Origin of the sequence: Haematobacter missouriensis, from assembly GCF_000740775.1 — a bacterium.
GTDB lineage: Bacteria > Pseudomonadota > Alphaproteobacteria > Rhodobacterales > Rhodobacteraceae > Haematobacter > Haematobacter missouriensis.
Map to the genome: position 1 here is coordinate 206,043 of NZ_JFGS01000001.1, position 15,527 is coordinate 221,569.

14 protein-coding genes are annotated in these 15,527 nt (G+C 64.0%); 10 read left to right on the forward strand and 4 right to left on the reverse strand.

Features of this window, described 5'->3' with window-relative positions; translation table 11 throughout:
* Nucleotides 1-40: 40 nt before the first annotated feature.
* Entirely contained in the window at nt 41-1,723 is a 1,683-nt protein-coding gene (locus CG51_RS01030; protein ID WP_035740874.1) for a Na/Pi cotransporter family protein, read from the forward strand.
* Between the two features lie 69 nt (nt 1,724-1,792).
* The gene (locus CG51_RS01035) at nt 1,793-2,767 is read left to right on the forward strand and encodes a collagen-binding domain-containing protein (RefSeq protein ID WP_035740876.1); all 975 of its coding nucleotides are present in this window, start codon (nt 1,793-1,795) and stop codon (nt 2,765-2,767) included.
* Nucleotides 2,768-2,800: 33 nt separating this feature from the next.
* On the opposite strand, the gene CG51_RS01040 is transcribed toward CG51_RS01035, so the two are convergent.
* Genes CG51_RS01040 through ccmI form a run of 3 tightly spaced genes read right to left on the reverse strand, consistent with a single transcriptional unit; the run spans nt 2,801 to nt 4,701 of the window.
* Nucleotides 2,801-3,004 carry a DUF1289 domain-containing protein gene (locus CG51_RS01040; protein WP_035740877.1) on the reverse strand — a complete coding sequence of 68 codons (204 nt, stop codon included), beginning with the start codon at nt 3,002-3,004 and terminating at the stop codon, nt 2,801-2,803.
* Complete coding sequence (gene ruvX / locus CG51_RS01045) at nt 2,994-3,482, reverse strand: Holliday junction resolvase RuvX (RefSeq protein ID WP_035740879.1); 489 nt, start codon at nt 3,480-3,482, stop codon at nt 2,994-2,996. The genes CG51_RS01040 and ruvX overlap by 11 nt, the downstream gene beginning before the upstream one ends.
* A 7-nt stretch (nt 3,483-3,489) precedes the next feature.
* Nucleotides 3,490-4,701, reverse strand: a complete 1,212-nt coding sequence (gene ccmI / locus CG51_RS01050) for a c-type cytochrome biogenesis protein CcmI (protein WP_035740880.1) — start codon at nt 4,699-4,701, stop codon at nt 3,490-3,492.
* A 208-nt stretch (nt 4,702-4,909) separates the two neighbouring features.
* On the opposite strand from ccmI, the gene CG51_RS01055 reads away from it, so the two are divergent.
* From CG51_RS01055 to CG51_RS01075, 5 genes are all read left to right on the forward strand, one after another.
* The gene (locus tag CG51_RS01055) at nt 4,910-6,157 is read left to right on the forward strand and encodes a sarcosine oxidase subunit beta family protein (RefSeq protein ID WP_035740882.1); all 1,248 of its coding nucleotides are present in this window, start codon (nt 4,910-4,912) and stop codon (nt 6,155-6,157) included.
* 10 nt (nt 6,158-6,167) lie between these two features.
* Entirely contained in the window at nt 6,168-6,506 is a 339-nt protein-coding gene (locus CG51_RS01060) for a sarcosine oxidase subunit delta (RefSeq protein WP_035740884.1), read from the forward strand.
* On the forward strand, nt 6,503-9,520 hold the full coding sequence (locus CG51_RS01065) for a sarcosine oxidase subunit alpha family protein (protein WP_035740886.1): 3,018 nt from the start codon (nt 6,503-6,505) through the stop codon (nt 9,518-9,520). Before CG51_RS01060 ends, CG51_RS01065 begins: the two co-directional genes overlap by 4 nt.
* Nucleotides 9,513-10,049: a sarcosine oxidase subunit gamma gene (locus CG51_RS01070; protein WP_051929960.1), complete on the forward strand. Its 537-nt coding sequence runs from the start codon at nt 9,513-9,515 to the stop codon at nt 10,047-10,049. Before CG51_RS01065 ends, CG51_RS01070 begins: the two co-directional genes overlap by 8 nt.
* A 92-nt stretch (nt 10,050-10,141) precedes the next feature.
* Entirely contained in the window at nt 10,142-11,083 is a 942-nt protein-coding gene (locus CG51_RS01075) for a nucleoside hydrolase (protein WP_035740890.1), read from the forward strand.
* A 4-nt stretch (nt 11,084-11,087) separates the two neighbouring features.
* Here CG51_RS01075 and CG51_RS01080 read toward each other — a convergent pair whose 3' ends face one another.
* Nucleotides 11,088-12,386 (reverse strand): D-amino acid dehydrogenase, encoded by a 1,299-nt coding sequence (locus tag CG51_RS01080; protein ID WP_035741280.1) that lies wholly within the window; start codon nt 12,384-12,386, stop codon nt 11,088-11,090.
* A gap of 235 nt (nt 12,387-12,621) precedes the next feature.
* Here CG51_RS01080 and prfA point away from each other — a divergent pair, with 235 nt between their 5' ends.
* From prfA to CG51_RS01095, 3 genes are all read left to right on the forward strand, one after another.
* Nucleotides 12,622-13,677: a peptide chain release factor 1 gene (gene prfA / locus CG51_RS01085; protein WP_035740892.1), complete on the forward strand. Its 1,056-nt coding sequence runs from the start codon at nt 12,622-12,624 to the stop codon at nt 13,675-13,677.
* Nucleotides 13,674-14,492, forward strand: a complete 819-nt coding sequence (prmC, locus tag CG51_RS01090) for a peptide chain release factor N(5)-glutamine methyltransferase (protein WP_035740894.1) — start codon at nt 13,674-13,676, stop codon at nt 14,490-14,492. The genes prfA and prmC overlap by 4 nt, the downstream gene beginning before the upstream one ends.
* A 231-nt stretch (nt 14,493-14,723) precedes the next feature.
* A complete protein-coding gene (locus CG51_RS01095) occupies nt 14,724-15,521 on the forward strand; it encodes a DUF4167 domain-containing protein (protein ID WP_084694970.1) in 798 nt (265 codons plus the stop codon).
* Nucleotides 15,522-15,527: the final 6 nt, after the last annotated feature.

Consider the following 15,527-nt stretch of genomic DNA (forward strand, 5'->3'; position numbering starts at 1 on the left):
CACGGACCTCTGCAGGCCCGGTGACCGGGGGGCTTGCGCCATGGTGCCAACGTCTGATCCAACTGTTCAATTCATCGACCTGATCGGCGCCGCCGCACTTCTGCTGCTGGGACTGCGGCTTATCAAGCTCGGCGTGCTCCGTGCCTTCGGGGCGACGTTGCGGCAGTGGATCGCGCGCGGCACCCGCAACCGGGTGGCAGCCGCATTCTGGGGGTTCCTTGCCACGCTGGGCTTGCAGTCCAGCACGGCGACCGCGGCAATGACGGGCTCTTTCGTCGCGCGCGATATTCTGGACCCACGGATGGCGCAGGCGGTGATGCTGGGAGCGAACCTAGGTACCGCTATCGTCGCGCTGATTCTCTCTCGCGATATTCACTGGGTGGGGAGCGGCCTGATTGCCGTGGGCGTGGTGCTCTCCACACCGTCACGCACCGGCAGGGTGCAGGCCATCGGCAGGAGCCTGCTCGGCCTCGGTCTGATGCTGCTCGCGCTCCGGCTGCTGGGAGGGGTCACCGAGCCGCTCCGTCATTCACCGACGCTCGCCGTGGTGATGGGCTCGCTCGACAATGCTCCGATCTTTGCCGTGCTGCTGGCTGCAGGACTTGCGGTCCTCGGCTCCTCCAGCCTTGCCGTGGTGTTTCTGATCATGGCGCTCGCGAGCGCCGGGACAGTTTCACCGACGCTGGTCGTTTGTATGGTGGCTGGCGCCAATCTGGGGGGCGCGATCCCCGCCTATCTGGCCGTCGCAGGTGAAGGTGTGGCGGCGCGGCGTCTCGCATTGTCCAACCTTCTGGTTCGCGCCGCAGGGGCGGCAGTCGCCACGCTTTTCGCCGGCGACATTGCGGCCTTGTTGCAACCCTACCTGTCGCAGGGCATGTTGGCGGTGGGACTGCACGTACTTTTCAACCTCACGCTGCTGGTCGTATTTCTGCCGCTCATCGCCCCGCTGGGGCGGCTGGTGGAACGGATTCTCCCACAGGGACCGGGAACAGAAGGTGCGCCGAGCTATCTCGACGACAGTCTTCTTGCGACACCGGGATTGGCGCTTGCCGTCGCTACGCGCGAAGCGCTCCGGCTTGGTGATCTCGTCGGTCAGATGCTCGATCGGTCCGAACAATCCCTGCGCTCCGGGGATGAGACGGCTGTGCAGGAAGTCGCCCGTCTGGAGCGAGAGGTGGATCGTCTCCATGAGGCGATCAAGCTCTATGTCGCCCGTCTGGGCCAGCAGGAGATGGATGCGGTGGACAGCCATCGGGCGAGCGAGATCATTTCCTATGCCATCAACCTCGAGCATGTGGGCGACATCGTCGAAAGCGGGCTGGCGGAGATCGCCGCAAAACGCATCCGAAAGCGCCTGACCCTATCGCCGGAGGGGCTGGACGAGCTTTCGCGCTTCTTCAACCATACGCGGGAAAATCTGCGGCTTGCGCAGGCGATCTTCCTGTCACGCGACACCGACCTCGCCCGCCAGCTCATTAATGGCAAGGTGATGGCACGCAAGATCGAGGCAGGCTCCGCCGAGCGTCACCTCGCACGGCTTCGTGCCGGACGTGTCGAAACGATCGAAACGAGCACGATCCATCTCGACCTGCTGCGCGATCTGAAGCGGGTGAATGCCCATCTTGCCTCCGTCGCCTATCCTATCCTTGAGGAAATCGGTGCTCTCGGCGAAAGCCGCATGACCCCGAGCAGCAAGGCTTCGGCTCTCGTTAACCAACTTTAAACTCTATAATTTTAAAGAATTGCGATTCAGTTATATTAATTTTGTAAAGAGTTGGCAGGGGGTTTCACAATGTCGAAGATTTTCGGGTTCACGGCGCTGGCGATGCTGGTGTCAGGTCCTGTCGTCGCCGCGCCTTTGAGCTTTCAGGATATCCTGCAACAGTTCAATCTGGTCGTTCTGGGCGACGCAACCAGCGACAGTGAGGTTGAGGGGCGGAGCTATGTTGCTGGCAACCTCAGCGGGACTTCGAACTACTGGATCGGCGGTTCACATGCGCCCCAAGCTCCTTCGGACTATGCGACCCTGACCGTCGGTGGAAACCTGACCGGCCCGGTGCAGGTGAACAGGGGCGGTAACGTCGTGGTGGGTGGCGATGCCACAGGCGTAGACCTTAACGGAGGGGGAAGCGCCACAATTGGGGGTGTGGCAACCCAGGTTCAGGGTGGTCCTGTCACCTCGGGGGCTGCAGTAAGCCCCGGCTTCTCGGACCTGTTTCCGACCTCGATCGCACAGACAGTGAAGGACTCTTCGCTGTCCTTCGGCTCGCTCAGTGGAACCGCTGCTCCCATTACCGGAAATACGGCATATTTCGGAGCCGGCATGGCGGGCCTGACCGTCTATGACATGACGCTGGCTCAGGTCTCGTCTCTGGGGCAGGTGGATTTCTCGCGGCTGGGCGCAGGGGAAAGCATCCTCATCAACGTGACGGGGACGGGAACCGGCAGTTTCCTTGCCAATCCGCTTGGCGGAACGGGTGCCGCAGAACATGTGCTCTGGAACTTCGTCGACGCTACGGACCTCACCCTACATGGCATCGTAGGTTCCGTCCTGGCTCCGTTGACGCATGTCATCGTCGCGAACCCGGTAGAGGGCGCGCTGATCGCGGGCACGGCGACGCTCGACAGTGAAGTCCATCTCAGGCCCACGGAAGGCAACTTCACGCCCCCCGAACCTCCGCCGGCCCCTGTACCGCTGCCCGCTGCGCTTCCGCTGCTTCTTGCAGGGATGGGGGCAATGGGCCTCACAGCAAGACGGCGGCGCTGACCACGAGAGTGGCCGCGCTGCGGCCATTCACACTCAGGCCGAACGGCGCCCGCGGCGGCTTACGCGACCGGCGCGGGAGGGGAGTTCGGCCATAATCTCGGCGCGCTCTTCGGCACTCATACGCGTCCACATGCCGATCTCCATCGTGGTGCGGAAACATCCGGTGCAGATCCGCTCCTTCGGGTCGATCTGGCAGACTTTGACGCAGGGCGTTTCAATCCCACGTTCAATCCGCATTCTTCCGCTCCTCCTTCATGTAACGCATCCGGTCCAGTGCGCCCTGAAGGATATAGGCAGCGGCGACATTGTCGATAAGCTCACCCCGTCGCTTACGTGACGTATCGGCTTCCAGAAGTGCCCGCTCAGCAGCAACGGTGGAGAGGCGCTCGTCCCAGAAACCGATGGGCAGGTCGGTCAGGCGGGAAAGGTTGCGGGCGAAGGCGCGAGTGGACTGGGCGCGTGGGCCTTCGCTGCCGTCCATATTCTTTGGCAGGCCAAGCAGGAACCCGCCCAGCGAGCGGCCCTTGGCAATGTCCAGAAGCCGCGCCGCGTCCGCGCTGAACTTGGACCGGCGGATGGTTTCCAGCGGCGTGGCGACGCCCATCAGGATATCCGACACCGCGACCCCCACGGTCTTTTCCCCGAGATCCAATCCGGCGATGCCGCGGGCGGAGGGCAGCGCAGCGGCAAAATCCGCGATGTCGTCATAGACCATTGGCGTCTCACAATCCGGTTACGCCCGCCTTTTCCGCCGCATCGCGGATGGGGGCAAGGGCGGAGTCGCGTCCGGCAAACACTTCCTGCGCTTCGGCCCAGACAGCGGCCGCTTTCTGTTCCTCCCCCAGCACACCGAGGGAGGAGATCAGCCGGGCCCAATCCTCGGGTGGCCCTCCTTCGCGGGAGAGGCGTTCGGAAAGGCGGTCCACCATGCCGCGCACCATGGCGTCGCGATCCTGCGGGGTCATGTTTTCCGCTGCGGATACGTCGGCTGCGGAGGGACCTGCGATGGGCGGTGCCGCTTCCGGGGGCAGGGTGTAGTCCACCCCGGCAAGCAGGGCCAGGCGTGGCAGGTCCTGCCGGATCGCAGGTATCCAGGGACTGCCGGGAGGGCTGGTTTCCAGCAGATCGCTCCACAGGCGGAAGGCGAGATCCGGGCGTCCGGTTTGAGCCAGCATCAGGCCGCTGTAGAAACGCGCCGCCGGGTTCTGCGGGTCGCGACGCAGGGTTTCCGTCAGCGCCGCTTCGGCTTCCGATGACACCCCGCCGCCAGCGGCGAGGATCAGGTAATCCGCAAGATCAGCATAGTCGGAGGCCGCCGTGTCACTCCCCTTCAGGGTGATGACCCGCGACTGGGCTGCCGCCGCAGGGGAGAACCGGCCGAGGGCCGCCTCGTTTCTGGCCAGCAATTGCTGGCCCCGGAGATCGTCTGGATTGGCATGAACCGCGGCGCGGAGTTTCTCCACGAGATCAAGGAAAGCCGGGTCCTGTGCGCCGTCGATCGTGAGGGGCGGGGCGGCGGCCTCCATCTGGGCCTGTGTCGGACGGTTGGCCTTCAAGTCGGCCGCCGCAGCATAACGGGATGCGAGCGGCATGTCGGGATAATCCGGAGCGCCGAGCTTCAGGTAAAGCCCGAAGCCAGCCGCGAGAAGCAGGATCACCATCAGCCCGGCGACCAGCGGCGCGCCTCGTCCCGCCGGCAGTTCCCTCGCGCGGTCCGCCTCCAGCAGCCGCCGGGAAATCTCCGTGCGCAGACGACCCGCTTCCGCTGCGGGGAGGGTGCCGCGTTCGAGATCACGTTCCACCTCCCGCAGTTGGTCGCGATAGACGCGGACATTGGCGTGCTCCGTGCCTTCCTCCCGGCGGGAGCGGAGGGAAAGAAGCAGAACGACCGCTATGGCGAGCGTAAGGGTCGCCGCGGCGATCCAGAAAGGCATGGCTTCTCCGATCTCATGACCTGTTCCATTTAGGACCTCCCGCGGTGGGGAGAAAGTCACAATAAGTCGCAGACCCTGAAAGGCATGTCGTCGCCGAAGCGCCGATGTCGGAATTTTCCCGATTGTGCCGCTTTGCGGCGTGGCCGATAGTCCCGAACGGTGCACAAGCGCCCAAGGGGAAACCCCACCACAGGGAACCGACCGTTCGATGAAACGCTATTCCGTCTTCGCCCTCGCCAGGGAAGCGATGCGACACCAGAAGGGGTGGGAGCGCGCCTGGCGCTCGCCCCAGCCGAAACCGAGATATGACGTGGTGATCGTGGGTGCGGGGGGGCATGGCCTTGCCACCGCCTACTATCTGGGCCGGAATTTCGGCGTGCGGAATGTCGCCGTGATAGAGAAGGGCTGGCTCGGAGGCGGCAACTCCGGGCGGAACACCACGATCATCCGGTCCAACTACCTTCAGGATCCATCTTCCGCCATCTTCGAAAAGGCGCGCAAGCTGTATGAGACACTGAGCCAGGATCTGAATTACAATGTCATGTTCTCTCCGCGCGGCGTGATGATGCTGGCACAGACCCCGCATGAGATGCGGGGTTACCTGCGGACCGTGCAGGCCAACCGTCTCCAAGGCGTGGAGACGGAATGGATCGGGCCGGAGCGGGTGAAATCGCTGGCGCCCATCATGAATATCGACGGGCCTCGCTACCCGGTTCTCGGCGCGCTCTGGCAGCCGCGGGGCGGAACCGCGCGGCACGATGCGGTGAACTGGGGCTATGCGCGCGCCTGTTCCGCGATGGGCATGGACATCATCCAGCAGTGCGAGGTGACGGCCATCCGCTCCGCTAACGGGCAAGTAACGGGGGTGGAGACGACCAAGGGCCGGATCAACTGCGGCAAGCTCGGCCTCGTCGTCGCCGGACATTCCAGCGTGTTGGCGGAGATGGCGGGCTTCCGCCTGCCCATCGAGTCGCTGGCCCTTCAGGCGCTGGTGTCGGAACCGATCAAGCCGGTGCTCGACACGGTCGTGATGGCCAATACGGTGCATGGCTACATCAGCCAGTCAGATAAGGGCGAACTCGTCATCGGCGGCGGCACCGACGGTTTTGTGAACTACGCACAGCGCGGCTCCTTCCAGCATGTGGAGGAGACGGTCCGCGCCCTGATCGAGACCTTCCCGATCATCTCTCGCCTCAGGATGATGCGACAATGGGCGGGGATCGTGGATATGACGGGCGACCGCTCACCGATCCTTTCGGCTACGCCGCTCGGCAATTGCTTCGTCAACTGCGGCTGGGGAACGGGCGGGTTCAAGGCGATTCCCGGCTCCGGCTGGGCGATGGCAGAACTGATTCACAAGGGCGCGCCGGGGCCGCTGGCCGCCGAATTCGGGCTCGACCGCTTCCGCGAGGGGCGGTTCATCGACGAAAGCGTCGCCGCTGGCGTCGCGCATTGAAAGACCGGCAATGCTGATCCTGACCTGCCCCTACTGCGGTCTCCGCGCGGAGGAGACCGAGCTTCACCCCGGCGGAGAGGCGCATCTGATGCGCCAAGGCCCCGGGTCCGACGATTCTGCCTTTGAGGACTACCTGTTCAACAGGCAGAATCCGAAGGGCGTGCATTTCGAGCGCTGGCGTCACGCCTATGGCTGCGGCAAGTGGTTCAACGCCGCACGGGACACCGTGACGATGGAAGTGTTCGGCACCTATCCCGCCCAGGTGCAGACCCCTCCTGCCGATCTCATCGCGCATATCAGGGAGCGCCGCCCCGACTGGAACTCCCCCTTCGCGGAGGTGGAGGCATGAGCGCGCGTCTTGCTGCCGGCGGCCGGTTGATCGACCGCACTCGGCCCATGACCTTCACCTTCAACGGACGCGCGCTCACGGGGTATGCGGGCGATACGCTGGCTTCTGCCTTGCTCGCGAACGGGCAGGTTCTGGTGGCGCGGAGCTTCAAGTACCATCGGCCGCGCGGCTTTGTCGCCTCGGGCGCGGAGGAGCCGAACGGGCTGTTCGGCATCGGGCGTGGCGGGCGTTTCGAGCCGAACCAGCGAGGCACCACGGCGGAGCTTTTCGACGGAATGACCGCCGTCAGCCAGAACCATTGGCCGAGCCTCGCCTTCGACATCGGAGCGATCAACGGGCGGCTGTCGAAGTTCTTTCCGGCAGGCTTCTACTACAAGACGTTCATGCATCCCCGCCGCGCTTGGGAGAAGCTGTTCGAGCCGGTGATCCGCCATAGCGCGGGCCTTGGCAAACCGCCTGCTGAGCCGGACGCGGATCGCTATGAACACGTTCATCGCCACGTGGATGTGGTGATCGCGGGTGGCGGTATCGCCGGGCTTCAGGCCGCGTTGGTCGCCGGTGAGGCTGGCGCTGGCGTGCTTCTGCTGGAGCAGAGCTCCACTTGGGGTGGTCGTGCCCCGGTGGACGGAGAGGAGATCGAGGGCCGCCCCGCAGCCGAGTGGATCGCTGCGACGCTGGCCCGGCTCTCTGCCCTGCCGAATGTGAGCCTGCGCCTCCGCACGATGGCGGCAGGGCTTTACGATCACGGCTATCTGGTCGCGATGGAGCGGCTGGCGGACCATACACCGGGTGACGGTCGGTCGCGTCAGCGGCTCTGGCGTATCAGGGCAGGTCAGGTCGTCATGGCGACCGGTGCGATCGAACGGCCCGTTGCCTTTGCCGGGAACGACCTGCCGGGGGTCATGCTCGCCTCTGCGGGGCGGGATTTCCTAGTGAACTGGGGCGTGGCAGTGGGCCAGCGGGTGATCCTCGCGACGGCGAATGACGATGCCTATCGGAGTGCCATCGCGCTTGCCGAGGCGGGTGTGACAGTGGTGGCGGTGGTTGATGCCCGCCCCGCCGCCATCGGCCCGTTGCCAGATCGGGCGCGGGCGCTTGGAATCCCGGTGGAGACCGGTCGTGGCATCGTGCGCGCCCTCGGCGGCAAGCGGGTGAACGCTGTGACGCTGGGTGTGATTGACGGCACCGGCGTGGAGGGGGAGCGCATTCCCTGCGATGCCGTGCTGATGTCTGGCGGTTGGTCGCCGGTCGTGCATCTGTGGAGCCAGGCGGGCGGCAAGCTCTTCTGGGATGGCCAGCTTGCCATGTTCCGTCCCGATGCCCTGCGTGCGCCCACGGGTGACCGGGGGCAGATCGTCGCCATTGCCGCGGGTGCCGCGAACGGCGCGCTCTCGGCTCAGACGACGCTGGCAGACGCAACGGCGGCCGGGCGGCGTGCTGCCATCGCCATGGGTCGCGAGGTGGGGGAGCCCGATCTGCCGGTCGCCACATCGCCGGAAGAGAAGCCGCTCCGCCCGCTTTGGCATATGCCGGAGGCGGCAGGGCCGGCCTTGCGGGAGAAGATGTTCCTCGACTTCCAGCATGACGTGAAGGTCTCCGACGTGGAGCTTGCCGCGCGCGAAGGTTATGAAAGCGTTGAGCATACCAAGCGTTATACGACGCTCGGCATGGCGACGGATCAGGGCAAGCTGTCGAACATCAACGGCCTTGCCATTCTGGCCGAGGCGCTGGCCGCGCCCATCCCTGCCGTCGGAACGACGACCTTCCGCCCCCCCTACACGCCGATCTCCTTCGGGGCCATCGCGGGAGAGGCACGGGGTGAGCTGTTTCAACCGTTGCGGCGGACCCCGATGGATGACTGGCATGCGGAGCATGGCGCACATTGGGAGCCGGTCGGCCAATGGCGGCGGCCCTATACCTATCCGCGCAAGGGGGAGGATCACGCCGCCTCCGTCGCGCGGGAGATCCGTGCCACGCGGGAGCGGGTCGGGGTGCTCGATGCCTCCACCCTCGGCAAGATCGTGGTGAGCGGGCCTGACGCCGGGCGGTTCCTCGACATGATCTATACAGGATTGATGTCGTCCCTCGCAGTCGGCAAATGTCGTTACGGGCTGATCTGCAACGAAAACGGCTTTCTGATCGACGATGGTGTGGTGGCGCGGCTGTCGGAGGACAGCTTCCTCGTCCACACTACGACAGGCGGGGCCGATCGAATCCACGCGCATATGGAGGAATGGCTCCAGACCGAATGGTGGGACTGGCAGGTGTTCACTGCCAACGTGACCGAGCAATACGGCCAGATCGCCGTGGTTGGACCGAAGGCGCGCGCTGTGCTGGAAGCCCTCGGTGGTATGGACGTCTCGCGAGAGGCGCTGCCCTTCATGGGTTGGGTGGAGGGGGAGCTGGCGGGTCATCCGGTGCGGATCTACCGTATTTCCTTCTCGGGTGAGCTCTCCTTTGAAATCGCTGTCCCTGCAAGCCGGGCGCGGGCGCTCTGGGATGCGGTTCTGGCGGCTGGCGAAGCGTACGGCATCACACCCTATGGCACCGAAGCGCTGCATGTGATGCGGGCGGAAAAGGGCTTCATCATGATCGGCGATGAGACGGACGGCACGGTCATCCCGCAGGACCTGGGGCTGGGCTGGGCAATCTCGCGCAAGAAAGCCGATTACATCGGCAAGCGGGCGCAGCAGCGAAGCTTCATGGACAACCCGGACCGGTGGCAACTTGTCGGCCTCGAAACGGTAGATGGTTCGGTGCTTCCGGATGGCGCGTTGGCGCCGCTCGGGGCGGAAAATGCGAACCGGCAGCGACGGGTGCAGGGCAGGGTGACTTCCACTTACTTCTCGCCGACGCTGGACCGCGGGATCGCGCTCGGGCTGGTTCATCGCGGCGTGGACAGGATGGGTGAATTCATCGCGTTTCAGGGACCGACTGAGGACTCGCCACTTGTGCGCACACGCATCGTGAACCCGGTATTTCTTGATGTCGAAGGAGCGCGGCAGAATGTCTGATCTGGGGAGCCTGGCCTCCGAAGGCTATGTGAGCGTCGTGGAGGCCCCGCCACCCGGCATGGTGACGCTCCGTTGTCGGGACGGTGCCGCACTGACGGCGGCGCTGACGGGGGTGGGCCTGACGTTCCCCGATCACCGCGGACGAAGCGTGACGGAGCGGGGCGAAGTTCTCTGGATGTCACCCGACGAGCTTTTATTGCTGCTGTCGCCGGAAGACGTCGCGGGCATGATGGCCAATCTGCGGGAGGCGCTCGACAAGGTGCCAGCTCTCATCGTGGATGTCTCGGACGCTCGCGTCATGTTCCGGCTGACCGGTACGGGGGCCGAAGAGGTCCTGTCAAAGATCAGCCCCGCCCTCCTGCCGGCGCGGGGAGAGGTGAGGCGCAGCCGTATCGGACAGATCGCCGCGGCCTTCTGGCACTCCGGCGACGCGGAGATGACGGTGATCTGTTTCCGCTCCGTCGCCGGCTATGCGCGCGACCTGCTCTCCTACGCCGCACGTCGGGGAAGCCAGATCGACCCTGTCTGACACAGATCGGGGGAGCACCTCCCTCGTAGCCCATGTCCGGCGGGCAACTCCGCCCCCGGTTGCCGCCAGCCCATCGCCCGAAGGGAAAGACCATGCCCCCCCGCAAGATCATCATCGATACCGACCCCGGGCAGGACGATGCCGTCGCCATCCTGCTCGCCCTTGCCAGCCCTGAAGATATGCAGGTTCTTGGGATTACCGCCGTGGCGGGGAACGTGCCTTTGCCGCTGACCCAGCGGAATGCCCGCATCATCTGCGAACTTGCCGGACGGCGCGAGATGAAGGTGTTTGCGGGTGAAGCGGCGCCGCTGTCCCGGCCCCTTGTCACCGCCGAGCACGTTCATGGCAAGACCGGGCTGGATGGCCCGCAACTGCCCGAGCCCACTATGCCGCTGGCGGGGGAGGATGCGGTGGGTTTCATCATCGACACGCTCCGCTCCGAACCTGCAGGGACAGTGACGCTGTGCCCGCTTGGCCCGCTTACCAATATCGCCACCGCTTTTCGCCGTGCGCCGGATATCGTGGGGCGGGTGCAGGAAATCGTTCTGATGGGAGGAGCGTATTTCGAGGTCGGAAACATAACTCCGGCGGCTGAATTCAACATCTACGTTGATCCGGAGGCAGCGGACGAAGTCTTCAGGTCCGGTGCGAAGATCGTCGTGCTTCCTCTTGATGTCACTCATAAAGCCATGACGAACAAGCGTCGCGTCGATGCATTCCGGGCACTGGGAACGGAAGTTGGCCGCATGGTCGCGGCATGGACTGATTTCTTCGAGCGGTTCGACAAGGAGAAATACGGCGGAGAGGGTGCCCCCTTGCACGACCCTTGTGTCATCGCTTGGCTGATCCGACCGGAACTGTTCTCGGGCCGTTTCATCAATGTGATGATCGAGACGAGGGGCGAGTTCACCACCGGCATGACCGTCGCCGATTGGTGGGGGGTCAGCGGGCGGGAGCCCAACGCCCTGTTCCTCGGCGATGTGGACGCCGAGGGGTTCTTTGGATTGCTGACAGAGCGGCTTGCCCGCTACTGAACGCTCAGGCCGGGGCGGGTTTCAGCCCGCCATGTGCGGCCTTTAACCCATGCCCGTACCGGGAGATGCCAAGGTCGGAGGCATCGATTTCCGTGGGGCGGCGGGAGACGATATCGGACAGCACTTTGGCCGAGCCCATGGACATGGTCCATCCGAGCGTGCCGTGCCCCGTGTTCAGAAACAGGTTCTGCACCGGCGTCCGGCCTATCACGGGCGTCCCGTCGGGCGTCATCGGCCGCAGGCCCGCCCAGAAGGTTGCGGCGGCCATGTCGCCCGCCCCTCCGAACAGCTCTCCCACCGATTTCTCGAGCGTGGCGCGGCGGCGGTCGTTCAGCGAAGTGTCAAAACCTGCAATCTCTGCCAGCCCGCCCACACGGATGCGATCTCCAAGCCGGGTGATCGCGACCTTGTATGTCTCATCCATCACGGTCGATTCCGGCGCTTTGGCCGCATCCGTGATCGGGATGGTGAGCGAGTATCCCTTCAGCGGATAGACCGGCAGCTTCATCCCCAGCGATTTCACCAGCGCCGGTGAGAAACTGCCCATCGCCACCACATAGGCGTCCGCCACCATGGGCCCTTCGGAGGTCTGGATCGCCACGATCCGATCGCCCTCCTTATCCAGCTGCTTGATGGTAACGCCCTGTCTGAAAGTCACGCCAAGCGCCTTGGCCATCTCTGCCAGCCGATTGGTGAACTTGAAACAGTCGCCTGTCTCATCCCCCGGCAGGCGCAGACCACCCGCGATCAGGTGCTTGGAGCCGGCGAGTCCCGGTTCATGCGACAGGCACTCCTCGGCGCTCAGCAGTTCGAACGGAACCCCGTCCTCCCGCAGCACCTCGATATCCTTCTCAAGTCCGTCGAGTTGCTTCTGGCTCCGCAGGAGCTGCAAGGTGCCTTGCGTCCGCTCGTCATAGGAGATGCCGGTTTCCTGCCGCAGTGCCGCAAGCCTGTCACGGCTGTATTCGGCAACGCGAACCATGCGGCCCTTGTTGATCGCATAGGCTTCGGAGGTGCAGTTGGAGAGCATCTGCCCAAGCCAACCCGCCGCCTTGAGTGAGGCAAGCGGGTTCAACACAAGCGGCGCATGCCGCTGGAAGGCCCATTTCAGTGCCTTGAGCGGAATTCCCGGCGCAGCCCAAGGGGTCGAGTAGCCCGGAGAAACCTCACCGGCATTCGCAAAGCTCGTCTCCAGCGCGGGTCCGGCGGACCTGTCAATCACCGTCACCTCATGCCCGGCGCGGGCGAGTTCCCACGCCGATGTCACGCCAATCACGCCTGATCCGAGAACGATGACTTTCATGGTTGCGAACCCCTGTTGTGCTTGAAAGACAATATGGGGCATCAGCGATGAAATTTCCGGGCAAAGATCCCCGCTGATAGTGGAATTCTGCGAATTAAACACGGGGAATATGTGATATCATCGAACAATATTCGATCATCATGATTTACCGCGCAACTATTCTCCATCCAATTTCCACCGACCCGCCTTGCGGCTTGCGCTTGACCCGGTCCGCTGTTCGACTAAACCCGCTGGCATGGTGCCCTTGGATAAACTCGACCGGATCGACCACCGCTTCCAGTTTCTGGAGGCGAAGCTGAACGGCGGTGCTAGCCCGGCGGAGATTGCCTCCATCGCTCGAGAATATGCGGAGCTGAAGCCCGTCGTCGCCCGGATCGCAGATTATCGCCAGCTTTTGCGCGATCTGGAGGAGGCGGAGACGCTGCTGGCTGACCCGGAAATGCGGGCGCTTGCAGAGGATGAGATTCCCGCTCTCCGGGCCGCACGGCCCGCGCTGGAGGAGGCGTTGCGCATCGCGCTGCTGCCGAAGGACGCTGCAGATGCGCGGCCCGCGATGCTGGAGATACGCCCCGGCACTGGCGGGGAAGAGGCGGCGTTGTTCGCGGGCGATCTCCTGCGTATGTATCAACGCTATGCTGATCGGCAGGGCTGGCGGTTTGAGGTGCTCGATCTACAGGAAACCGAGCTTGGCGGGGTAAAGGAGGTCGTGGCCTCCGTGCAGGGCGAGGGCGTATTCGCCCGGCTGAAATATGAAAGCGGGGTCCATCGGGTGCAACGGGTGCCGGAGACCGAGTCCGGTGGCCGTATCCACACCTCCGCCGCCACGGTCGCGGTGCTGCCGGAAGCGGAGGAAGTGGATATCGATATTCCCGCCGGGGACATCCGCATAGATACGATGAGAGCTTCCGGTGCCGGTGGGCAGCATGTGAACACAACCGATTCCGCTGTGCGGATCACCCATCTTCCGACAGGAATAGTGGTAACCTCCTCCGAGAAGTCGCAGCATCAGAACCGGGCGATTGCAATGCAGGTGCTCCGTGCACGGCTCTACGACCTTGAACGGCACCGCGCGGAGGAAGCCCGAGCTGCCGACCGAAAGGCTCAGGTCGGCTCCGGCGACCGGAGTGAGCGGATCCGCACGTACAATTTCCCTCAGGGGCGTATGACGGATCACCGCATCAATCTGACGCTCTATCGTTTGGATCAGATCATGGATGGCGATCTGACAGAGGTCATCGACGCGCTGGTCGCTGCAGATCAGGCGGCCAAACTCGCCGAGATGGAAGGGTGAGAGCGGCGGAGCTGTTACCGGATGCGGTGCGTCGTCTTGCGGCCGCTGGCGTGGCCGACCCGACTCGGGATGCCCGGCGGCTGCTGGCCTTTGCTTTGGGTGTGTCGCAGGAAAGGCTCATACTTCACCTTCACGATCCCGTAGAAGATACTGGTATTACGAAGTTCAACGCGGCAATAGATGAGCGCGCCAGGCGCCGCCCTCTATCGCAGATCATTGGAGAGCGGCTGTTTTGGGGAAGGAGTTTTCAAGTAACTCGTGACGTGCTGGATCCACGGCCCGAAACGGAAACGTTGGTGGAGTGTGCTCTCGCGGAGCCGTTCGATACGGTGCTGGATCTTGGAACAGGATCTGGTGCGATCTTGCTGACCCTGCTCGCGGAGCGGCCAGAGGCGATGGGGATGGGCGTAGATGTCAGTCCCGCGGCGCTTGCAGTGGCACGCAACAACGCCTCGCGGCTGGGTCTCCTTGCAGAATTCATACTGTCGGACTGGTTTTCCGACGTCGGCGCTCAGTTTGATCTTATCGTCTCCAACCCGCCCTATATCACGGCAGCTGAAATGCCGGCACTTGACCCGGAGGTGCGTGACTGGGAGCCGCATCTGGCGCTTACGCCCGGTGGAGATGGACTAGACGCCTATCGCCGGATCGCCCGGGGGGCCTCCGCGCATCTGAAGTTGGGCGGGCGTGTCATGGTGGAAATCGGCCCGACACAGGGCAGGGATGTCACCCAGCTTTTTCGTGATGAGGGGTTTCAATCGGTAGATATCGCCCCAGATATGGATGGAAGGGACCGGGTCGTGAGGGCTCGGTGACCCAATAAGGTGAAAATGCGCCATTCTTGGGTAGCAGGCAGCAGAAAGTTGCACTGAAGCCTAGAATTCACTTGTTTTGTCGAAGTCACCGTGCTTATTCGGCCCTGCGCAGAGGAAACCCGTTTCGAGGTTGACCGGCGCGGATTAGCCAAGAGCACGGACCGGGATCTTGCGGCGCGGCGCTGCCGCGGTTCTGACGGACCCCAGATCAAAGCTGGAAAAACAGTACACATGAGATCATCCAAGTCACGTTCGCGTTCGAAGTCGAACCGCCCGCGCACGATGGGAAATATCGTGAACCGGGTCTTCGACAGCTCCGGGCCTGAGGGAAAGGTTCGGGGCACGCCCCAGCAGATTATTGAAAAATACCTTATCCTTGCGCGCGATGCCCAACTGTCGAACGACAGGGTTGCAGCGGAAGCTTTTCTGCAGCATGCCGAGCACTATACCCGCATGCTGGGAGAAGCGCAGCGCGAGCTTCAGCGGGAAGCCGATGCCCGCCGGGAATATCAGGAAAGCAACGGCCACCATAACCAGCAAGGCAACAACCAGCAGGGCAATGGCGGGAACCGCGACGGTCAGCGTGACTATCGCGATCAGGGGCAGCAGCCCCGCCGCCACCGCGAGGATGACGGTCGCTCACAGGAACAGCCCGCTTTTTATACCCCCTCGCAGCGGCCTGCGACGGAATCCTCCGCCGATGTGATCGAACTGGATGGCGATGGGGACAGCGGTCTCGTTGTGACACCGGAGATGCAGGCACCTGTTGCCCCGCGGCCGGAGCCGACCGCCGAACAAGAGGTGGCTCCCGCAGCGGCACCGCGTCCCGATGTCAATCCGGTGGAGGCTGTACAGGCGGCTTCCGAAGCGGAGCCTGCGGCGGAGGCTGTGGAAGCCCGTCCGCGCCGCACGCGCACGCCTAAGGCCATGCCGCCGCCGGAAGAAGGGGGAGAGGTCAAGCCGCGCCCGCGCCGCCGTTCTCCCGCTCGGAAGAAGTCAGAAAACAGTGAGGCGCCTGCCGCCGAATGACAGCGC